At 57.7% G+C, this 20,961-nt stretch carries 22 protein-coding genes and 1 pseudogene; 15 read left to right on the top strand and 8 right to left on the bottom strand.

All coding sequences use genetic code 11. The annotated features are described in order from the left end of the window. Positions 1–171: 171 nt before the first annotated feature. Complete coding sequence (locus tag HU724_RS16370) at positions 172–465, bottom strand: putative quinol monooxygenase (protein ID WP_016774982.1); 294 nt, start codon at positions 463–465, stop codon at positions 172–174. 123 nt (positions 466–588) lie between these two features. After that, on the bottom strand, positions 589–2,022 hold the full coding sequence (gene pdxR / locus HU724_RS16365; protein WP_186569557.1) for a MocR-like pyridoxine biosynthesis transcription factor PdxR: 1,434 nt from the start codon (positions 2,020–2,022) through the stop codon (positions 589–591). A gap of 443 nt (positions 2,023–2,465) precedes the next feature. On the opposite strand from pdxR, the gene HU724_RS16360 reads away from it, so the two are divergent. Continuing rightward, a complete protein-coding gene (locus tag HU724_RS16360; protein WP_076562576.1) occupies positions 2,466–2,906 on the top strand; it encodes a carboxymuconolactone decarboxylase family protein in 441 nt (146 codons plus the stop codon). A gap of 156 nt (positions 2,907–3,062) precedes the next feature. Here HU724_RS16360 and HU724_RS16355 read toward each other — a convergent pair whose 3' ends face one another. After that, on the bottom strand, positions 3,063–3,365 hold the full coding sequence (locus tag HU724_RS16355) for a hypothetical protein (RefSeq protein WP_122698123.1): 303 nt from the start codon (positions 3,363–3,365) through the stop codon (positions 3,063–3,065). A 150-nt stretch (positions 3,366–3,515) separates the two neighbouring features. On the opposite strand from HU724_RS16355, the gene HU724_RS16350 reads away from it, so the two are divergent. The 3 genes from HU724_RS16350 to HU724_RS16340 are packed head-to-tail and all read left to right on the top strand — an operon-like array spanning position 3,516 to position 5,757. Then, positions 3,516–4,238, top strand: a complete 723-nt coding sequence (locus HU724_RS16350; RefSeq protein ID WP_186569556.1) for an STN domain-containing protein — start codon at positions 3,516–3,518, stop codon at positions 4,236–4,238. Next, positions 4,235–4,786 (top strand): RNA polymerase sigma factor, encoded by a 552-nt coding sequence (locus tag HU724_RS16345; protein WP_122698125.1) that lies wholly within the window; start codon positions 4,235–4,237, stop codon positions 4,784–4,786. The genes HU724_RS16350 and HU724_RS16345 overlap by 4 nt, the downstream gene beginning before the upstream one ends. A gap of 32 nt (positions 4,787–4,818) precedes the next feature. Further along, positions 4,819–5,757 carry a FecR family protein gene (locus tag HU724_RS16340; RefSeq protein ID WP_186569555.1) on the top strand — a complete coding sequence of 313 codons (939 nt, stop codon included), beginning with the start codon at positions 4,819–4,821 and terminating at the stop codon, positions 5,755–5,757. Positions 5,758–6,171: 414 nt separating this feature from the next. Here HU724_RS16340 and HU724_RS16335 read toward each other — a convergent pair whose 3' ends face one another. Together HU724_RS16335 and HU724_RS16330 are read right to left on the bottom strand one after the other, a co-directional pair. Beyond that, complete coding sequence (locus tag HU724_RS16335) at positions 6,172–6,780, bottom strand: type II secretion system protein GspJ (protein WP_186569554.1); 609 nt, start codon at positions 6,778–6,780, stop codon at positions 6,172–6,174. Next, positions 6,777–7,223 (bottom strand): GspH/FimT family pseudopilin, encoded by a 447-nt coding sequence (locus tag HU724_RS16330; protein WP_186569553.1) that lies wholly within the window; start codon positions 7,221–7,223, stop codon positions 6,777–6,779. The genes HU724_RS16335 and HU724_RS16330 overlap by 4 nt, the downstream gene beginning before the upstream one ends. Positions 7,224–7,343: 120 nt before the next feature. Here HU724_RS16330 and HU724_RS16325 point away from each other — a divergent pair. The 4 genes and pseudogenes from HU724_RS16325 to HU724_RS16310 form a co-directional block, all read left to right on the top strand. Next, positions 7,344–7,707 (top strand): annotated as a pseudogene (locus HU724_RS16325) (type II secretion system protein N); the annotation flags it as partial. A 697-nt stretch (positions 7,708–8,404) separates the two neighbouring features. Beyond that, on the top strand, positions 8,405–9,082 hold the full coding sequence (locus HU724_RS16320; RefSeq protein ID WP_186569700.1) for an N-acetyltransferase: 678 nt from the start codon (positions 8,405–8,407) through the stop codon (positions 9,080–9,082). Next, positions 9,075–9,899: an ImmA/IrrE family metallo-endopeptidase gene (locus HU724_RS16315; protein ID WP_186569701.1), complete on the top strand. Its 825-nt coding sequence runs from the start codon at positions 9,075–9,077 to the stop codon at positions 9,897–9,899. The genes HU724_RS16320 and HU724_RS16315 overlap by 8 nt, the downstream gene beginning before the upstream one ends. Then, on the top strand, positions 9,892–10,959 hold the full coding sequence (locus HU724_RS16310; protein WP_186569702.1) for a beta family protein: 1,068 nt from the start codon (positions 9,892–9,894) through the stop codon (positions 10,957–10,959). The genes HU724_RS16315 and HU724_RS16310 overlap by 8 nt, the downstream gene beginning before the upstream one ends. On the opposite strand, the gene HU724_RS16305 is transcribed toward HU724_RS16310, so the two are convergent. After that, entirely contained in the window at positions 10,940–11,506 is a 567-nt protein-coding gene (locus HU724_RS16305) for a sce7726 family protein (protein ID WP_186569703.1), read from the bottom strand. The genes HU724_RS16310 and HU724_RS16305 overlap by 20 nt on opposite strands. A 772-nt stretch (positions 11,507–12,278) precedes the next feature. Here HU724_RS16305 and HU724_RS16300 point away from each other — a divergent pair. Next, entirely contained in the window at positions 12,279–12,638 is a 360-nt protein-coding gene (locus HU724_RS16300) for a DUF6124 family protein (RefSeq protein ID WP_065616219.1), read from the top strand. Positions 12,639–12,879: 241 nt separating this feature from the next. Here HU724_RS16300 and HU724_RS16295 read toward each other — a convergent pair whose 3' ends face one another. Then, positions 12,880–13,518: an EcsC family protein gene (locus HU724_RS16295; RefSeq protein ID WP_129999477.1), complete on the bottom strand. Its 639-nt coding sequence runs from the start codon at positions 13,516–13,518 to the stop codon at positions 12,880–12,882. Between the two features lie 543 nt (positions 13,519–14,061). On the opposite strand from HU724_RS16295, the gene HU724_RS16290 reads away from it, so the two are divergent. Then, positions 14,062–14,421 (top strand): DUF6124 family protein, encoded by a 360-nt coding sequence (locus HU724_RS16290; RefSeq protein ID WP_016774969.1) that lies wholly within the window; start codon positions 14,062–14,064, stop codon positions 14,419–14,421. Between the two features lie 415 nt (positions 14,422–14,836). On the opposite strand, the gene gspI is transcribed toward HU724_RS16290, so the two are convergent. Further along, positions 14,837–15,223 carry a type II secretion system minor pseudopilin GspI gene (gspI, locus tag HU724_RS16285; RefSeq protein WP_186569704.1) on the bottom strand — a complete coding sequence of 129 codons (387 nt, stop codon included), beginning with the start codon at positions 15,221–15,223 and terminating at the stop codon, positions 14,837–14,839. Positions 15,224–15,371: 148 nt separating this feature from the next. Between gspI and gspG the strand changes: the two genes are divergently transcribed. Genes gspG through gspD form a run of 5 tightly spaced genes read left to right on the top strand, consistent with a single transcriptional unit; the run spans position 15,372 to position 20,835 of the window. After that, a complete protein-coding gene (gene gspG, locus HU724_RS16280; protein ID WP_123442313.1) occupies positions 15,372–15,830 on the top strand; it encodes a type II secretion system major pseudopilin GspG in 459 nt (152 codons plus the stop codon). Between the two features lie 47 nt (positions 15,831–15,877). After that, positions 15,878–16,798: a type II secretion system minor pseudopilin GspK gene (gspK, locus tag HU724_RS16275; protein ID WP_186569705.1), complete on the top strand. Its 921-nt coding sequence runs from the start codon at positions 15,878–15,880 to the stop codon at positions 16,796–16,798. After that, positions 16,795–17,916, top strand: coding sequence for a type II secretion system protein GspL (gene gspL / locus HU724_RS16270; RefSeq protein ID WP_186569706.1), 1,122 nt, complete (start codon positions 16,795–16,797; stop codon positions 17,914–17,916). Before gspK ends, gspL begins: the two co-directional genes overlap by 4 nt. Further along, complete coding sequence (gspM, locus tag HU724_RS16265) at positions 17,909–18,457, top strand: type II secretion system protein GspM (RefSeq protein ID WP_186569707.1); 549 nt, start codon at positions 17,909–17,911, stop codon at positions 18,455–18,457. Before gspL ends, gspM begins: the two co-directional genes overlap by 8 nt. Further along, positions 18,454–20,835, top strand: coding sequence for a type II secretion system secretin GspD (gene gspD / locus HU724_RS16260; protein WP_186569708.1), 2,382 nt, complete (start codon positions 18,454–18,456; stop codon positions 20,833–20,835). Before gspM ends, gspD begins: the two co-directional genes overlap by 4 nt. The last annotated feature ends 126 nt before the right edge of the window (positions 20,836–20,961 follow it).

The following is a 20,961-nucleotide window of genomic DNA, read 5'->3' as shown; positions in this document are numbered from 1 at the left end:
AAACGGCCAATATTCGCGAAGATCAGGTGACCAATTGGCCTCGGAAGGATTTCGGTGCGGCGCAAATCGCCTTCGCGAGCAAGCTCGCTCCCACAGGTTCTGCGGTTGCTCACCCATCTTGTGAACAACAAATAACCCTGTGGGAGCGAGCTTGCTCGCGAAGAGGCCGGTTCAGACGATGGGAAAGCTGTTGAAATCCACGCTATTGGCCAGGCGGCTGTCGATCAGGTCGATGAACCCCTGTGCCTCGGGCCGGTTGAAATGCGCCTGCATTGCCGCTTCCGACTGCCAGCGCGCGCTGACCGTCCAGCGGTGGCTGTCCTCGGGGCAGCGGTCGACCAGGTAGGAATCGCAGCCCGGGGTTTCGCGCAGGGTATCGACGATCTTCTGCAATTGCTTGCCAAGCTCTTCCGAGCGGCCCGCAACCGCCTTGACCTCAACCGTGTTGATCACTTCGTTGGACATTGCTCACACTCCTGAATCAGGCCGGACGAATCCTGCTCATTGAGGGGTAACGCCTGTGCAGAATAGGCCTGCCGCCGTGAATCACCAATAACCAATCGGCGGTAAAAGCCTTATACCAACGGCTCATGACAGCTGTTCGAGGATGTCGCGCAGGCGATCGAGGGCGATGTCGATGTCGAGGGTTTCGATGGCGCCGAAGCCGAAATACAGGCCTTCTTTCGCCGGCTGCTGGTAGTAGAAACCACTGATCGCATACAGGCCGACCTCGACCTTTTTTGCCAGCTCGATGACCAGCGGCAAATCGATCGGCACCTTGCAGAACACCGCCATGTGAAATCCGGCACTGGCCGGCACGGCTTGCAGCCATGGCGCCAGATCCGTCGCCATGCGCTCCAGGATGCGTTCGCGGCGTTGCGCGTAGATCGTGTGGCAGCGGCGGATGTGCTTGAGCAGGCAACCTTCGGCGATGAACTTGGCCAGCGCCCATTGCGGCAGGGTCGAGGCGTGCAGATCGGTCAACTGCTTGGCGCGAATCACCGCTTCGATGATCGACGGCGGCAGGATCGCGTAGCCCAGGCGCAACTCCGGCAGCAAGGTTTTCGAGAAGGTGCCGACGTAGGCGACGATACCGCGCTGATCGAGGTTGTACAGCGAGTCGGTAGGCCGGCCCTCGTAGCGGAATTCACTGTCGTAATCGTCTTCGATGATGATCGCGCCGAGCTCATAGGCACGGGCAAGCAGGGCCTCGCGGCGCGCCTGACTCATCGCCATGCCCAGCGGAAACTGGTGCGACGGCGTGACATAAATCAGCCGCGTGCCATCGGGAATCTGCTCGACCTGAATACCCTCGGCATCCACCGGCACCCCGACCACTTCGGCGCCGTGTGTGCCGAACAGCAAGCGCGCGGGTGGATAGCCCGGATCTTCCATCGCCACCAGACTGCCGGGGCGGGTCAGTACGCGAGCAATCAGGTCCAGCGCTTGTTGCGCGCCGTTGCACACCACGATGTCCTCGTCCTGACAGTTGATGCCACGAGAAAAGGCGATGTGCCGGGCGATCGCATTGCGCAGCGCCGGCAAGCCTTCGGCGACGCTGTAGAAACCTTTCGACTGCGCCATCTGCCGCATCGCATGGGCGACGCAGCGGCGCCAGTCGTCGTGGGGGAACTGGGCTTTGCTGGTGGCGCCACCGATGAAGTCGTAGCGCAGCGAACCTTGCAGCGTCGGGTGACGGAGGAACACCGGCAGATTGCGCCAGCTCTCGATCACCTCGGCACTGGCCAGCTCGGTGTGGCTCTGCTTGCGCTGCACCTGCGCCGGGCGGGCGTTGACATAGGTGCCTTTGCCAATCACCCCGGTGAGGAAATTTTCGTAGGTCAGCTGCGCATAGGTGTCGGAAATGGTCTTGCGCGAGATGCCCAATTGCTCGGCCAGCAAGCGACTCGGCGGCAACTGCGTACCCGCCGCCAGTCGCCCGGATTCAATCGCCGCGCGCAACTGCTGATACAGCTGGCCGGCAAGATCCTTGCGGCCGTTGATCACGACATGAAGTTCCATACCGACGAGGCTCCCGGGTGTTGAGTGAGGTGTCGGTCAGATTAGCGTTGTTGGGCTTTTGGCAGTAGTTGCGTGGAGTAAAAACCGCAAATTGGCGCAAGTCCCTGTGGGAGCGAGCCTGCTCGCGAAGGCGGTGGGTCATTGAACAGATTCGTTGTCTGACACTCCGCTATCGCTGGCAAGCCAGCTCCCACAGTTTTTGCGGCGTGCACAAATCTTGTGAACGACGTTAAACCTTGTGGGAGCTGGCTTGCCAGCGATGGCGGTGGTGCAGTGGATGAATATTTGTCTGGGAAACCGCTTTCGCGAGCAAGCTCGCTCCCACAGATATTGCGTTTGGCCGAGGTTCAGTGGTGTAGCCGAAATTCGTGGAATTGGGGCTGTAACACAGCCTGCACAGCCCGTACCGTGAACTCATCATTCCGCCTGCCGAGAGCCGCGCCATGTCCCTGCGTCTGGATTACTACAACGCGTCGCCCAAGGCGATGAAAGCGATGCTTGCCATGGAGGCGCTGACCGCCAACCTGAGTATCGAAGCGCCGCTGCTGCAATTGATCCGGATCCGCGCTTCGCAACTCAACGGCTGCGCATTCTGCACTGACATGCATTCGGTGGACGCGCGGCGAGCCGGGGAGAGTGATCGGCGCTTGTATGCGATCGCGGTGTGGCGCGACAGCAACTTCTTCAACCCCCGCGAACGCGCGGCGCTAGCCTGGGCCGAGGCGGTGACGCTGTTGGCCGAAAGCCACGTGCCGGATGACGTTTACCAACAGGCGCGCGAGCAATTTGATGAAGGTGAACTGGTGGACTTGACGGTTGCGGTCAGCACGATCAATAGCTGGAATCGCTTGGCCGTCAGCTTCCGCCAGACCCCGAGCGATTGAGTTGCGTCGTAAAAACAAAACGAGAGAAAGAAGAGGTAAACGCCGATCGTTCCCACGCTCCGCGTGGGAATGCCTCAAGGGACGCTCCGCGTTCCAATGGGACGCAGAGCGTCCCGGGCTGCATTCCCACGCAGGAGCGTGGGAACGATCAGTCCTTCACTGCGGCGGCCGCTGCGGTTTCACTGAGGTGCCAAACGTATTGCCCATCCGCGTACTGGTCGCCGCCGGGGTCGCCAGTCCGACCTGATTCGGCGGTCGCTTGTGCACCGGCACATTCAACGCTTCCATGTTCTTCTGCGCCGCCGCCGCGCCGTCAGGGTTGTTGCCCATCTGCTGGCTCAGGCAATCGTAATTCGGCGCCTTGTAACCGCCGACCGTGACCTCGACACAACCCAGCGGCTCCTCCGCCTGCGCCGCGCCCACCGTCATCAGCAAGACCCACATCCACCGCGTTTTCATGTCCGCCTCCTGGCCCGCCCGAATGGGCCGCTCTGGGGTTTGAGTCTAGTGCAAGCGCGGCGCAAAACCCGTGATGGTTTTTTTGCACCGCCCGTCATACCAGAGTCATAAATGCCCCGCAGGATAGCGATTTTCAGGGGTGCGCCAGTCGTGCAGCGAGGCAGTTCGCGGATCAGTCTTCAGCGCTCGGCGACGCTTGTGCGCCGCGCGGGTCTGGGGTGGTTGCTCGGTCTGCTGGCCAGCGCAGCCCATGCTGATCCGGCAGCGGCGGACATGCGCATGACCTTGCACATCCCCGCGCAGGAACTCGCTCGGGCGTTGGATCAATACAGCCGCGCCACGGGCGTTGCCGTGCTGGTCGACAGCCAGTTGAGCCGGGGCCGCCGCTCCCTCCCCGTGGATGGCGAATTCACCGCCGCCGACGCCTTGCGTCATCTGCTCGGCGGCACCGGGTTGATGGCGCGCTACGCCCGCGCCGACGCGTTCACCCTGCAAGCGGCGCAGGTGGAAGACCTGCCAGTGCCGACGGACAAACCCACGCCGGCCGCTGTCGCGGTCAACCGCAGTTATGCGACGGCGGTGCAAGCGGCGATCGAGCGCAAGCTGTGCCTTTCGCCGCTGACCCGGCCGGGCAGTTATCGCGCGGTGTTGCAGGTGTGGGTCGGGCGCGACGGCGTGGTGCAGCACAACCGGTTGGTCACTTCGACCGGCGATGTACGGCGCGATAACGCGCTGGTGGAGAGTTTTCGCAACCTCACAATCGATCGGCCGACGCCCAGCGCCTTGCGCCAGCCGGTCACGTTGCTGTTGTTACCGGAGTCGTCAGGGAAACGCATGGAATGCACGAGATGGGAAGGAGTTTCCGGGGGATGAAAGACGCCGGACAAAGCGTGATGGGCCAGTTGTTCCTCAGCTCCTACGAGGATTTTCGCGTGCGCCTGCGCCGCCGCCTCGGTTCCGAGGACCTGGCCAACGACGTGCTGCACGAAACCTGGCTGCGGGTCGATCGCATGGAAACCCCGCCGAACCTGCTCAAGCCCAACGCCTACCTGTATCGCATGGCCCTGAACATCGCCGCCGACCGCCGTCAGGCCGATGCGCGCCTGCTCACCGGCACCGAAGTCGAGGAACTGCTGCAACTGGGCGACGAAGCCCTCGACCCGGCGCGGGTGGTCGGTGGGCAAAAGGAGATGCAGGCCCTGCTCAGCGCCTTGTACGAACTGCCCGCACGGCGTCGGCGGATCTTTATCGCCGCGCGGCTGGAAGAGGCGCCACACCTGGAAATCTCCCAGCGTTTCGGCATTTCCACGCGCATGGTTGAAAAGGAAATCAAAGCCGCGTTGGGCTTCTGCGCAGCGAAACTGGAAAGAAAAGTGTTTCAGCGGTTCGGTCGCGGGGCCGGAAAACCGTCTAGCGAATAGTGACCCGATTAATCCGTTGAGAATTTGCGCGTTTGAACATCTTTCGACTGAAACCCGCCGAGCCCTCGGCCACCGAGTCTCTGCACAGCGAAGCCCACGACTGGCTGATCCTGCTGACCTCGGGCCGTGCCACTGTCGCCGACGCCCGCGCCCTGCGCGAATGGTGCGCGCAGAGTGGCGAACACGCCCGGGCCTTCGAAGAAGCCAAGCGGCTATGGCATCACCTGCAACCGGCCGCCGAAGCCGTGCAGGGCCGACGCGGCTTCGGTCGACGGGCATTTCTCGGCGGCGCGATTGCGGCATCCGCCGCATTCCTGCTGGTGCGCGGCACGATTCCCGGTGGCTTCGAAGGACTGGGCGCCGACTACATCACCGAAGTCGGCCAGCAGCGCCGGGTTGAACCGGCGCAAGGCGTCAGCCTCGAACTCAACACCCAGACCCGCATCAACCAGCGCAGCGTCGAAAACGGCGTGCAGGGCTTTGAACTGGTCAGCGGCGAAGTCGAAGTGCAAACCGCACGCCTGCCACTGGCGATGCAGGCCGGGGCAGGGTGGTTGCGCGCCAGCCAGGCGCGCTTCAACCTGCGCAACACCGACCAGCAAGTCTGCGTGACCTGCCTCGACGGCACGGTCGACGTCGCCATCGACGGCCGCAACCTGCGCCTCGAAGCGGGCCAGCAAGTCACCTACGACGCACGGCAAATCGGCAACGTACAAACCGTCGACACCGCCGCCGTGATGAACTGGCGCCAACAAGTGCTGGTGTTCAACGGCGCCACCCTCAGCCAGATGATCGACGAAATCAACCGCTACCGCCCCGGCATGCTCCTGCTGCTCAACCGCGAACTCGGCCAACGCCGCGTCCAGGCCCGCTTCAACCTCGACCAACTCGCCGGCGTCGCCTTGCTGATCCGCGATGCCTACGGCGTCAAATGCACCGAACTCCCCGGCGGCGTGGTCGTCCTCAGCTAACTGCCTGCCACACACAGATCCCCTGTGGGAGCGAGCCTGCTCGCGAAAGCGGTTGCCCAACTGACCAATATCTTCCGGTCGCACTCGATCCCTGTGGGAGCTGGCTTGCCAGCGATAACGGCCTAACAGCCAACCAACCTGCAACTGACCGCCCCCAACCCAATTGTGGGAGCGAGCCTGCTCGCGAAAGCGGTTGCCCAGCTGACCAATATCTTCCGGTCGCACTCGATCTCTGTGGGAGCTGGCTTGCCAGCGATGACGGCCTAACAGCCACCCAACCTGCAACTGACCGCCCCCAACCCAATTGTGGGAGCGAGCTTGCTCGCGAAAGCGGTCTACCAGTAACAACAATGCTGACTGACCCACCGCACTCACGAGCAGGCTCACTCCTACAAAAAAACCGCGGTGATCCGGCTATTGCAACAACCCAATGACCTGCCGATACCGCTCAACCCCCTGCGCCGTCTGCCGACTCAAACGAATCTCCAACCCCAACGGATCCTCCCGCCGATTCCCGCTCAACTGCCGCCATCCCTTATCCACCTCCCAAACCCGCACCTGCACGTCACTCACCTCACTCAACACCGCAACCCCATTCCCAGGCGCCGGCAACGGATAGCGACTGCGCGCCTCAGCCACCGCCCGATACAACGTATCGCCCTTGACCCACCACCGAACCCGCTGCAACGCCCCTGGCTGATCCGCCGCGCTACGAATAATGTCCAGCCGAAACCCCTTGCTATCACTACTGCGCACCGTCACCGCCGGCGGCGCGGTCGGCGCCTCATCCTCAGCCCCGACCTTGCGCGGCTCGCTCAACTCCACCCCCGCGCGCATGTCCACATCCCGCTGCAACTGATTCAACACCCGCAACAACTCATCGCTCTGCTCACTGCTCGCCTGCAAATGACTGTCCGCCCGCGTCACACTGTCCAGCCCGCGCCAGGCAATCAGACTCACCACCGCCATCAGCAGAATCGCGACCATCACCTCGATCAGAGTGAACCCTTGCTGAGTCTTCATTGAATACTGATCCGCCCACTGCCATCGCGCAGCACACTCAGCCGATTGGCCCCATCAGACAAAATCAGCCGCAACGGCGGATTGATCCACTCGGCATTCAGCACCACCGTCTGCCGAGGTTCCACACGCACCTCCACCTTCGGGCTCTGCCACGCACGCGGGCGCAACTGCGCATCCTCCTTGAACGACTCAAACCCCACGCCATCATTCCCACGCCGCCCAAAGCGAAACCCCTTGGCATCCGTCACCCACACAATCGGCCGCCCATCGGCGCGAGCCTCCGCCTGCGCCACCTGCAACAACTGCGCAACCCGCTCGGCATCCTTGCGCAACAACTGCAACGGATCAGGCCTGATACTCAAACTGATCGCCGCACTGGCAATCCCAATAATCACCAGCACCACCATCAACTCGATCAACGTAAAACCCTGCTGCCTGCTCATCACCCGCGCGCTCCTTGGCGTCCCACCCCATCGTGCCCGGCGAACATGTAAGGCATGTGAAATAAAACGGAGAGAATTGCCGCGTAGGCTGGCAGCAGGGACAACAAGGAGCGACAACCCATGAAATTCACCGCACGGATCACCCCGGCGCAAACCGTCCAGGCCCTGGCACTGCTCGCCGCCCTGGTGGGCCTAGCGACGTGGTCGTCGCTGCTACTGACCTCGGCGGAATCCCACACCCCCGCAGCCACCCCGCAAGTGCTCGCGGCGAGAAGCGATAACCCGGCGTTGCAGTGGTTCTCCAATGAGACCGCACCGGTGGATATCAAGGTGAGCGGGGTGATCGCGGGGGGGAGTGGAACGGTGGCGATATTGAGTTTGAATGGTGGTGCGCCGAGGAGTTTTTTGGTGGGGAGAAGGTTGGGGTTGGGGTGAAGTTGGTGGGGGTTGAGGGGATGGGGTGGTGATTGAGCGAGGGGGAGAGGGTGCGGTTGGGGGTGGAGAGGTTGGGGAGGGGTGGTTTTGCCGAGGTTGACTAGATAGAAATTGCAGAATTGAAGTGATTTTGCCTCGTCGTATTAACTGGGGAATACCCTACTAGAACAACGTTTTAAGCTCTTCGGCACTCAGAAAGAACTGACTAAATAATCGTTAGTGGGCGTCGAAAAGCAGGTGCCTTCTGTTCTCAATTCTTTGTGATCTTGGCCTCAAATTTACTAAACCGTGACCTTTCAAGCGATTGTTCAAAAAAAGATTATTTAGTCGTATACCTCCGTTTTTCTCTGACGTCCCTGAAGCCTCTTTTGCTTGGCAGCGTGGTCGCAAAAAGCGACCTGTTCCAATCTAAGTGGGCGCAGCAGGGGCTCCTGTCTGACCAGGAAAAAAACCGCACGTCAGCAAATTGCGCGAGGATGTAGACATTCACTTCGACAAGATAATACTATAATGCCATTATGGTGAAAGATTTCGATGTATTTTGGTTGATTGAAAGTGAAGGATAAGAAATGGATTTCGTACTTTTTTCGCGCTGTACACACTCACTGCTCTCCCGAAGCGCAGATTGGTATTTTCAAGCTGCCACGAGCGTAGTCGTGATCAAATCCGGCCATGGTGGAATCTAGGTGCCAGTTTAGAGCCCAAAGCTTTCCTTAAAAACTTCATGATTTTAAGTGTGGTGTTATATGGATATAAACAGGATTAAATCCCTTATCGCTTCATCCCCTCCTGCCTCGGCTTTGTTCACAGGTGTTAAAACCAATACGACCGGCAAAAGCATATCTTTTCAGCTTTTGCATGGTTGGGATATTGCGTTGGCCAGTAAGTGTGATAAGGAATGGACCGCGAAAAATATTGAAATACTCCATTGTGTAAAGAGTTCTGTAACGTGCGAGGCGGAGCTCTTGCAAAAAATATCGGAATTACAGATGGAAGATGCTCACTGGCGATGGACGGCTAAAGCTATTCATCATAGTGCCCAAGAGTATAATTGGTTTTTTTACTTGGCAGAGGACGCTGTTCAGGCTGCTTGCCTTATATATCACCCGAAGGACAGTATAATTGATGGTCAAGGGATTTTTTATATAGAGTATGTCGCAGTTGCACCATGGAATAGGCCTAATCCGCTGAGTGCTGCACGCTTTAAAGGCGTGGGGTCTGACCTTATTAAATATGCGTCTAAATTTGCCACTGAAACCTTAGGTTTACGTCCGGGATTTTCGCTGCATTCACTGCCAAAAGCAGCCGCTTACTACAATAAAATCGGTATGACGTGTTTTCCAGAAAGAAAAAAAGAAAGCCTTGATTATTTCGAGATGGCTAAAGAAGCCGCTCAAAAATTCGGAGCTCCTGCTCATGGATGATAAAGATGAGTTCGAAGATTTTTTCGTCTCAACATCTGACTGCTCTCCTGAAAGTCTTTTGGGAGCGCTTAAAGCCTATACCGAGATCATAGATAAACTGGGCTCTGATGACCCTCTTATATTCAAAGATCTACTCTCTGGGGTTGCGAGCAGTGCTCTTTTTCGTCGAAGTGGGACAGATAAAGAGGCTGAAGTTTTTTTATGGCTTTCTCAGGTGCAGCGCTACGCTGAGATCGTGATTTCTAACGGGAAGGTGCAGAAGTTTAATGGCCTATCCCAACAGTCGCTAAAGGAGATCGCTAGATATTCTCTGGATGTGGAAAATATAACGAATATATCCAGTCTGCTTTGGCAATATGGTGTTGTGCTTATCTATTTGCCACAGTCTGCCGGAATGAAGACTGACGGGGTTTTCTTTAAGCTCCCATGTGGAACTCCGATAGTCGGTATGACACTGCGATATGATAGATATGATTATTTTTGGTTTACACTCATGCATGAGCTTGCTCATGTATCGATTCATTATGATCAACTGTATGAGCCTCACTTTGATTGTCTCGAAGATGTCGGTGAAAATCATATTGAACTCGAGGCGAACCAACTAGCTAAAGAAATATTTATAAGTCGTAGCGATTGGCGATCCGCCTCTGTAAGAAGGCATCACAGTGCGCAGGATCTATTTAAGGACGCGGAGAAGCTGTCTATACACCCTGCAATCTTGGCAGGCTTCGTGAGGCATGATTTAGGGAACTATACTCTATTTAATACCATTATTAATAAGATTAGCGTCAGAAGGATGATCAGCGCAAATGCATAAGTACATGCCGTTTCTTAAAGCTAAGGCCAATGAGTTTGGGGCGATTAAGTCTCTTAGCAAGGAAAAGAAAAAACTCGTCATTCCTTTTTTCGATCTTCCTATGAAAAAGGATATGGATGCCTCGACTTTAAAGCAGAGCATCGAGAAAGTCTCTCGAAAATTTTGCTTGAATATGAAGGGCGTACCTGAGTACTTTGTGGACGACTACGATATTCCAAACTCAATCCACATTGGAGGGCGTCCGAGCTATGAATATTTTGCAGCATGCATGTTTGCTCAGAATCTTTGTTTTAACCCAGTTGTTGGTATAGATCGCACAGCGGATCGAAATGCTTGTGTGTTCACGCCTGCAATCACTAAAGTTGTAAAAAGTAGAAGAATTGCTCTACGTGTCTCAAGCGAAGATCTCATTAGCTATAATTTGATTCGGTCAGATATTTTGCATCTCCTAGCGATGGGGGATGGCATTTATGATAGATGGGTACTTGTTATAGATAATAGGGTCTGTAAGGGTGTTGATGCGCTGACTCGTTCTCTACAGATAAAAGCTTTTTGCGCGGCTGCTCTTGCTGATCACGCATATGAATCAATTGTGATTACAGGTTCTACACTTCCTCCTGCTGCGGGTGATGTACTTTCAACTAATAGTGAAGTTCATTTGGTTCGCAACGAAATTGCCATCTTTAACAATGCTATTCCAGCATTTTCTGGTCGGCATGTGATTTTTGGTGATTATACTATTGTAAGTCCTGATTATTCGGACTCTGATATTGATCCGCGTAACATGCTCAACGTGACTGCGCCTAAAGTGGTCTACTCTTACGAAGGCAAACACTATATTGTGCGCGGCGGTGGCATTAAGACGCATCCAAGAGGTTTCAAGCAATATAATGATATTGCTTCAATTATCATAGCAAAGCCTTTTTTTCGACACGGCAACTCTGCAGGGGATTTGTATTTGGTTGAAAAAGCAGCTGGGCTTGGGTCAACGGTGATGCCTGGTAGTATTTTGAAACCTACAATCAACTCTCATATATCTTTCATGCTTGATCTTTTATAAGGCTTCTAAGTACAAGGGCTTTGCCTATTGTCAGGCTGAGCTCTTGTGCTCCGAAAGCCCGAGAAATCAGAGAGGATAGAGAGTCTCTGTTTGTTTTGCTCTGAACTTTTTCTTCTAGTTCGAGTGCGATATCAAGCAGTTCGTTTCGCCATAGGGTTAACAATGCTATCTGCTTGTCAAATGATGCACTCTTCTTTACTTGGCGTACTGATTTAAAAACAATTCTATTTGATGAGTTGCATTTTGCTTCAAGAATGCCCCAGTGACTTGGGGCGATTTTAACGGCTTTTGCTATGTGCTTTGAAGTGGTCACTAAGGTAACTTTTCGAAAAGCAAGGTCGTAATATAAGCCTTGCTGAGCAATTCTTTCAATTTTGTCACCATCACCTTTGATCTCATAACAATGAGCTTCACTATGGATGGCGACTACGTCAGCAATAGCATTGCCATTATGAACCCGCAATTCTTCAATAAGCGCTTTAGGCCGAGGATGAGCGTTCCTTAGTCGAGTTAATAATGCGGCGCGGATTAATGAGTCATTTAACATATTTGTTAGATGCTCCCATAAGTTATAAGCTCAATTAAAAGAAACAAGTGCAATATCTAATCCTGCGTTGCGTGTAACGGTCAACCCTAAATACTGCTCTAAGGTGCAGTTTGGTGGTAATTAACACTTGATTAACCCCGCGCGACATCATATGCATGGCGCAGGCGCCTCAGGCCGTGCTAGGTCGATTGTATCATTGACATCGAAAAATCGCTTCAGTGTCGCTAATGGAATCTCAGGTTCTGCGACCGACAAGTCTTTCCGGTGCTTTCTCGAGATCTCAGCATTTAGGCGCGAAAAAAGCTTAGTCATGAGCTTGTCGAGGCATGAAGCGACTTGCAAAAGTGATCGCGTGTTTTTCCTGAGAATAAAAGGGACGGATCTATTTTGTGGAACGTGACGGCATGAGGCCTCGATAAACGCCAATGTTTAAAAGGACATCTCCAGTCACGCTCTCAGGCTACATATCCTTGCGCCTTTGCCTACAGCTACGCCAGAATCCGCCGGCTTGTGAGCTTTGTTCTTGGTCTATATCGTCTATGGGTCGCTGCAATCCAGCGACCGGGTTTAGCGACCCGACCAGGTATAAGTTCAACGACGCTCCAGTTTGTCGCAGACGTTTGCGATGACGCTATGGTGGCTGTGCGTGGGAGACCTTCGGGTCTGCCGGGTCTTATACCTCTCGGTTCGCTAACCCGCGCACAGCTGCCACCCTTACTTGTTTAGCGACAGGTTTTGGTGGTTCCACCAGGTATAAAAATGGAGCTTCACCATGATCAAACCAACACCCAACCCGCCCGAAACCGATCCCACATCTCCCTACGAATCCCTCGATTCAAACAAACTCCACGAAGCTGCCGACCGCGCGCTTGATCATTACCTGTCGCCAAACAATCTCCTGCCTCCGCCGCGTAAGGCGCGTGGGATGTATGCGGTGACGGCGGATACCAAGAATGAAGAACTGCTGGCTGATGCGAGTGAAACGCTTGCTTCGGCGAAGACGATTGCTCAGGACATTTCCAGTTTGTTGCCGGCGCCGCAGCGGCGGGCATTGTTGGGGGTTGCTCAACTGATCATGTTGGGGGAACTGGCGGTGAATCGGGCGCTAGATAATTTGGAATTGCCGGGTTGATGCGGGTGTCGGGATCACCTGGTGATTGATCGGGTGTTTATTCTGGCGCTTTCGCGAGCAAGCTCGCTCCCACGGGGGGGATGCTGATTGCTGATGGTGTGTACGACGTTGGAAACCTTTGGAAAGACAAAGGGGCGGATTTATTTTCTAAAAATACATCCGACCCCTCTGTAGCGCTTGCTGCTTTTGCCTCTGCATTTGCATGAACACGGGGAAATGCAGCTACCGCTAAAACGGTCCTTTATGCAGCAGCCACTTCTTTTGGTGTAAATGTATCGCGCGCTACATTACCGACGGTGTTGGTCGTGTAGGCATCGAAACTTCCACCAATCAGGCCTCCCAGCAGCGGCACAGCTTTGCCAAGATTGATCACGCCTTTTTCACCAAACTTGGTGAACAGCTTGAAGCCGACCTTTTTGTTTATCTCTATCAGAGTCTTACCGGAAATGGACTTCACGGCGTTCATCGCAAGTTTGTTGCCTACGGCAATACCGATGTCTTTTAGCACTTCTTTGGCGGAGTTGGCTGTGAGACAGGCGAAAACGAGAGTCTTGACCTTGTCATCCTTCACGTCGTAGCCACCTAAGTGGGCGATGGCGGCGATCATACGAATTTGTACGAAAAGCACACTTGTGATGTTGGCGGGCAACGCTACGGGCAGCGTAATCAATCCACCTAAGCCGGTAATGAAGCCAGAGGTGGCCGATTTGGTGTTCTGCCAGCGAATCAGGGAGTTAGCTTGATCGTAAGCAGGGCTTTCCTCTTTGGCGTAGCTGGCTGCGAGCTCCTCGGCGGAATCAAGACCGGAGAACCCATTCACAGACCTCTCGTAGGCCCAATCAAGTACCTGCATTATCTTTTCTTGACTTATCAGTTCCATCTTCAGTCTCAGCGTATGATTAGTGGCGTTATGATGCCATGCATGCCTGGTTATTTACATCACTTCGCTTTGAATAAATTCGCTCCAATGCTTTCGCCGCCGCGCTGACGGTATAACTCCACTTTCTAAATAATCGCCCAGCCCCCCGCGATTAAATGCTGCAGGACAGGGGAACACATTCGCGGGCTCGATAAACATCAATGTTTAAAAAGACATCTTAGGTCATGCTCCCAAGCTACATATCCTTGCGCCTTTGCCTACAGCTACGCCAGAATCCGCCGGCTTGTGCGCCTAGGGGGCGGGTTCTATTGTGGTCGCGTCGCTGACGAATCAGCGATCGGGTTTCGCAGCCCGGATCAATCAAGGCGCACAGCGCTCCAGTTCGTTGTCATTTTTGGCAATGGTGCTTTATGGCGGCTGTGCGCGGGATACCTTCGGGTATGCCGGGTTCCTTGATTCCCGGTCTGCGAACCTGCGTACAGCTGCCACCCCTATTCGTTTCGCAGCGAAACGTGGCGGCTCCAATAATCAAGGAGCTTTACCATGATCAAACCCACACCCAACCCACCCGAAACCGATCCCACGTCTCCCTACGAATCCCTAGATTCCAACAAGCTCCACGAAGCCGCCGACCGCGCGCTTGATCATTACCTGTCGCCAAACAATCTCCTGCCTCCGCCGCGTAAGGCGCGTGGGATGTATGCGGTGACGGCGGATACCAAGAATGAAGAACTGCTGGCTGATGCGAGTGAAACGCTGGCTTCGGCGAAGACGATTGCTCAGGACATTTCCAGTCTGTTGCCGGCCCCGCAGCGGCGGGCGCTGTTGGGGGTTGCTCAACTGATCATGTTGGGGGAGCTGGCGGTGAATCGGGTTATGGATAATTTGGAGGTGGCGGGGTGATGTCGTTGGCCTTGATCCGGCGCGGGGCCTTGGGATTTTAGGTGCGGCAGAAAAGCCCCTCACCCCAGCCCTCTCCCGGAGGGAGAGGGAGCCGACCGAGGTGTTTTGCGTTTTACATCGACCTGAGCGTGCGCGTTGATTATGGATTTGTGATGCTGCGTTCTGGTCGGTGTGATTCTGGTGTATTGCCGGAGTTTCCATTGCTGCATAGCTGCGTATGCCTGAGACCTGTAGACACTCGAGTAAAAGAGCCCCTCACCCCAGCCCTCTCCCGGAGGGAGAGGGAGCCGACCAAGGTGTCTTGCGTTTTACATCGACCTGAGCGACCGCGTTGATTATGGATTCAGAGCGATGCGTTCAGGTCGGCGTATTTCTCGAATATCCCCGAATCGGTTCCCTCTCCCTCGGGAGAGGGCTAGGGTGAGGGGCTTCCTGGCCGTGACAACAGGGTCTCCAGTCTGGCCAACGGCGGCGCATCCTGGTTGCGGTCGAATACTTGAATTCCAACCTTGAGCAGCCGCCCATTCTCTGCGCTGGCAATCACCTGTTCGCAGCGCAGCATAAGCCGTCCTTGATCACATTCAACAGCCTTCATCCCATTCGGCAACCGGCCTTCCAGGCGCAGCTCAGCCATCCGGCTCTGCGCGGCAATCATCGCCACCGACCGATCCCTTAAAACCCCACTGCTCTGAGTCATCAACCCCGCGACGCGCACGGCGGCGGACATGGCGACGGCGATGATCGCCAGTGCCACCAGCACTTCAATCAGGGTGAATCCTTCCTCTCGCGTTCGCGCGCGCATACATGGCCTAAAAGCAAAACCCAGCCCTCGACGCTAACCCCCGTCCTTGACGGCTTGACGACGGAAACACCCGAGGATTTTCAACATCCCTGACATATCTTCTTGCAACACTGCGCGTCGAATTCGGATCAAGCCAGGGAATGTCGAGATGGATATCGCACCTTTGAACACGCTCAGTCAGTCGCCGCGCACACCGCGTAGCCAGCAGGGTTTTACCTTGATCGAGATCATGGTGGTGGTGGTGATTCTGGGGATTCTGGCGGCGATGGTGGTGCCCAAGGTGCTCGACCGGCCGGATCAGGCGCGGGCGACGGCGGCGAAGCAGGATATTGGCGGGTTGATGCAGGCGTTGAAGTTGTATCGCCTCGATCACGGCACGTATCCGAGCATGAATCAGGGGCTGAAGGTGTTGGTCGAGCGGCCGGCGGATGCGAAGAACAGCAACTGGCGTTCGTATCTGGAGCGTTTGCCGAATGACCCGTGGGGCCGGCCTTATCAGTACCTCAACCCGGGCGCGAATGGTGAGGTCGATATCTTTTCCCTCGGCGCCGATGGCCAGCCTGACGGCGATGGCGTGAATGCCGATATCGGTTCCTGGCAGTTGTAAGGCCGGCCGTGAACACAGGTTCGCTCAACGGGGCGAAGCAACGGGGCATGGCGATTATCAGCGCGTTGTTGATCGCCGCCGTGGTGGCGGTGATTGCGGCGGGGATGTTGACGCGGCAGAGCGTGGCGACCCGGGCGCTGGAGGCCGATCAGCAGCGTGTGCAGGGGCGTTGGCTGGCGCTGGGTGGTCTGGAGATCAGCCGGCAGTTGCTCTGGGATGCGCGCCTGCGTGATCCGTTGACCCGGCGTGATCAGCCCTGGGCGCAGCCGTTGCTGGCGGCGGGTTTTGCCGGGCGGCTGGAGGACGAGCAGGGCAAGTTCAACCTGCGCAATCTGGTCGCCAACGAGCGCATCGATGAGGCGCAGGTGCAGGCGTTCGAGCGCTTGTGTGAGCTGATCGGCGTGAGTGGCGTTGTCAGCCAGCGCATCCGTCAGCGGGTGATTGCCGGGTATCCGCATCTGCTGAATGCGCAGATTGGTGCGACGGGCAAAGCAGGTTTCGACAGCGGCCGCGCGACGTCGCCGGATGCCGATCACAAACCGCCACCGCCGAAGCTGCCGATGCTGCGCACGCTGGATGATTTGCGCAGCGTCGAAGGCGTGACGGATGCGCTGATCGGCCAACTGGCGCCGTACGTGACGGTGATTCCGGCGACGACGTGGATCAACGGCAACACCGCGACGGCGCAGGTGCTGGCGGCCTATGTGCCGGGACTTTCGCTGGAGCGGGCGACGGCGTTGATTGCCGAGCGTGACGCCGGGCGCTGGTTTATCAATCGCGGCGATTTCGTGAACCGCTTGCGCATGCCGCAGCTGGAAATGAGCAGCGTCAAGGTCGGCATCACCAGTGACTGGTTTCGTTTGCGCGGTGAGGCGCGGCGTGATCAACGGCGGGTCAGCCTCGACGCTTTGCTGCACCGCAGCGAGGATCGGCTGCCGCAGGTGATCTGGTCGCGGGTGGGCGCATGAGCCAGTTGCGCGTCGCGTTGCCGCCGCTGGCGGAGCTGGAGTTGCACAGCGAAGTGAGCTGCGCCTGGCTGGATCGTCAGGGGCAGGTCAGTCGTGAGGAACGGCTCACTTTGAGTCAGTTGGGGCAACGGCCGAAGCAACCACCGCTGCTGTGTTTTCTGCATCCGGCCGACAGCCTGCTCGCCAGCATTGATCTACCGCCGCTGCCCGCTAACAAAACCGCGGCCGCGGTGCAGTGCGCGGCGCAGGCGTTGATGCTCGGTGATAGCAGCCAGATGCATATCGGCCACAGCCCTCGTGATGCAAGCGGGCAGGTGCAGATTGCCTGGGTCTCGTGGCAGCATTTGCAGCGTCTGGCTGCGGTGCTCAAGCAGGCGAAGTTGACGCTGCGCGGTTTGTATCCGGCGCCGTACGGCCTGCCAGTGCTGCCGGGGTTTGTCGCTTGTGTGGCGGACGGGCATTTGCTCCGTCGCGAGAGTTTGAACAGCGCGCAGGTTGAGCCGTTGCTCGGTGACGAAGTTGATGAGGCATCGTTCGAAGCCGGATCAGCACAACGCTGGATCGGCCCCTTGCCCGGTTGGGGTTTGCACGGTGGTCTGCAGCAAAGCGGCGGCGAGCAACGTGGCTGGGGTCGTGCTGTCGGGTGTGTGGCTTTGGCCGTGGCAGTCTGGGTGATCGGGCTGAATATGTACGCCGCTCGCGAAGCGCGGCAGGGCCAGCAGCTCAAGGCGCAGATGAGTCAGCGGGTGAAGCAGGCGTTTCCTGAATTGCCGGTGATTCTCAACCCGCTGCAACAGGCGCGTCAGCAAGTGGAGCAGCGGCAAAAAGGCGCGGTCGATGACCCGGCGCAGAACTTCAATCGGCTGGTGTTGCAGGCCGGCACGGGCATGCCGTTCATGGCCGGCAGTGTCGAGCGTCTGACCTACCGCAACGGCGCCTTGCAGCTGGCGTTGCTCAGCGATGCAAACCGTGGCGGCAACGACAAGGACTGGCAAAGCACCCTGGCCCAGGCCGGCATCAGCGTCACTGCCGATGACGCAGGCTGGACCTTGCGGCCGAGCGATGAATCCAGCGCCAACACCAACGAAGACGACGACAGCGGAGCAGACGATGAGTAGGGCGACGCTGGCGATTTACCGTGCGCGCTGGCAGCGCTTTAGCAGTCAGTTGCAGGCGCGTTGGCAGCCGTTGGCGCTGCGGGAAAAACGCATGGTCGCCGGCATGGCCGTGGTGCTGATCGGTCTGCTGATCTGGCTGACGCTGGTCAAGCCGCCGTTGGCCAGGATCACTTTTTGGCAGAGCGAAACGCCCAAGTTGCGCGCGCAAACCGAGGCGCTGGAAGTGCTGTTGCGCAGCGTCAATGTGCGGCCGCAGGGGCAGAGCGTTGGCCAGTCGCTGGAGCAAAGTCTGCAAGCGGCGGGGCTGGCCGGGCATTACCAATTACAGGAAGCGGAGGGCGGTGCGTGGCAGTTGAATGTCGACGCCGCGCCGGCCGATGCGCTGCTCGACTGGCTGCTCAGCCAGCCGTCACAACTTTCTCTGCAGGTGGTCGAGGCGCAGTTGCAACGCGCAACTGAAACCTCGACCGAAGTCACCGCCGGCACATTGTCAGGCACCGTTCGCATGGATCAGGCGCAGGGCGCTAAGGAAGCTTCATGAAGGAGTCACGCTGCAAACCGGCACGTCTGGCGCTGCCGTTGTTGCTGATGGCATTGAGCGCGTGCAACAGCACCACGGCGCCGCAGAATCAGCCGCCGTTGTTGGTGGACAGTGAACTCGGCCGGCCGCTGGCCAACACCCAGCGCAGCGGCGATGCGGTGGCCGATCGCGAGCGCGCGCAGGCTCAGGCGCGGCCGGTGCCCAAGCAGTTACACAACATCAGTCAGCGTGGGCGCAGTGCTGGCGTTGCGCCGAGCAATGCGGTTGCGCGTAATCCGTTGGGCGAGCAACCGGTGACGCTGAATTTCGTCGAGGCGGATATTCAGGCGGTGGTTCGGGCGCTGTCGCGGGCCACCGGGCAGCAGTTTCTCGTCGATCCACGGGTCAAGGGCAATCTGACCTTGGTTTCGGAAGGTCAGGTGCCGGCCCGTCAGGCCTACGACATGCTGCTCGCGGCGTTGCGCATGCAAGGCTTCAGCGTGGTCGATGTCGGCGGCGTGGCGCAGGTGGTTCCGGAGGCCGACGCGAAACTGCTCGGCGGGCCGATCTACAGCGCTGACAAACCGGCCGGCAACGGCATGCTCACGCGCACGTTTCGCCTGCAATACGAAAACGCGGTGAACCTGATCCCGGTGCTGCGCCCGATTGTCTCGCCGAACAATCCGATCAACGCTTATCCCGGCAACAACACCGTGGTCATCACCGATTACGCCGAGAACCTTACCCGTGTTGCGCAACTGATCGAGAGCATCGACACGCCGAGCGCGATCGACACCGACGTGGTGCAGATCCAGAACGGCATCGCCGCCGACATCGCGCCGATGGTGGCCGACTTGCTCGACGCGCCGGGCAATGATCCGACGCAGAAAATCGCCGTGATTGGCGACCCACGTTCCAACACCATCATCATCCGCGCCGGAAGCCCCGAGCGCACCGAGCTGGCGCGCAACCTGATCTACAAACTCGATAACGCGCAGAGCAATCCGAGCAATCTGCACGTGGTTTATCTGCGCAATGCCCAAGCGGCGAAATTAGCGCAGGCGTTGCGCGGTTTGCTCACCGGCGAGAGTGACAGCGGCAGCAGCGACGCGGCGCGGTCGGTACTCAGCGCGATGGGCAGCAGCACTGGCGGCAATGCCGGGCAGAACGGCCAGAGCAGCACGCCGAGCACTGGCACTTCAACGACGACTGGCAGCGGTGCAAGCGGCGGCAGTTATGCGCAGGGCAGTGGCGGCGCGGCCAGCAATGGCGGCACGCAGAGCAGCGAACAGAACGTTGCGTTCAGCGCTGGCGGGGTGACGATTCAGGCTGATGCCACCACCAACACGCTGCTGATTTCCGCACCGGAGCCGCTTTATCGCAATTTGCGTGAGGTTATCGATTTGCTGGATCAGCGCCGTGCGCAGGTGGTGATCGAGAGCCTGATCGTCGAGGTCGGCGAGGACGATGCCAGTGAATTCGGTGTGCAATGGCAGACCGGTAACCTCGGCGGCAAAGGCGTGATCGGTGGCGCTAATCTGGGTGGTGCGGGTCTCAACACGGGGGCCAAGAACAGCATCGACGTGCTGCCGCAGGGTTTGAATCTTGGCTATGTCAACGGCACGGTCGACATCCCCGGCATCGGCAAGATTCTCGACCTGAAAGTGCTGGCCCGAGCGCTGAAGAGCAAGGGCGGCACCAACGTGCTGTCGACGCCGAACCTGCTGACCCTGGACAACGAAGCGGCGAGCATTTTTGTTGGCCAGACCATCCCGTTTGTCAGCGGCAGCTACGTCACCGGCGGCGGTGGCACCAGCAACAACCCGTTCCAGACCGTGACCCGAGAAGAGGTCGGCCTCAAGCTCAACGTACGCCCGCAGATTTCCGAGGGCGGCACGGTGAAGCTGGATATCTATCAGGAAGTCAGCAGCATTGATGAACGTGCTTCAAACAGCGTGACCGCCGCCGGCATCGTCACCAACAAACGAGCGATCGACACCAGCATTCTGCTCGACGATGGGCAGATCATGGTTCTCGGCGGGTTGCTCCAGGACGGCTACAGCCAGAGCAATGATGCCGTGCCGTGGCTGGGCAGCCTGCCGGGTATCGGCGCGCTGTTTCGCAACGAACGCCGGGCGATCACCAAGACCAACCTGATGGTGTTCCTGCGCCCGTACATCATCCGCGACAGCGAAGCGGGGCGCAGCATCACCCTCAACCGCTACGACTTCATGCGCCGCGCCCAGGGCGGCTTGCAACCGGAACGCAGCTGGGCGATGCCTGACATGCAGGCGCCGCAATTGCCAAGCGCCGCGCAAGGCGTGCCAGCGCCGGGGCCGACATCAGGCCCACGGGCCACGATCAAAGCCGTACCGATTGAAGGGAGCACCCGGTTTTGACTGAGATGATGACTGTGGTGAGGGGATTCATCCCCGCTCGGCTGCGCAGCAGTCGTAAAACCGGTACACGGGATTTGCCTGGAGAAATCGATTCTCAAGGTTTGGGTCTGCTTCGCAGCCCAACGG

Source organism: Pseudomonas iranensis (assembly GCF_014268585.2).
Classification (GTDB): domain Bacteria; phylum Pseudomonadota; class Gammaproteobacteria; order Pseudomonadales; family Pseudomonadaceae; genus Aquipseudomonas; species Aquipseudomonas iranensis.
This window is presented reverse-complemented; position numbering and strand designations above follow the sequence as displayed.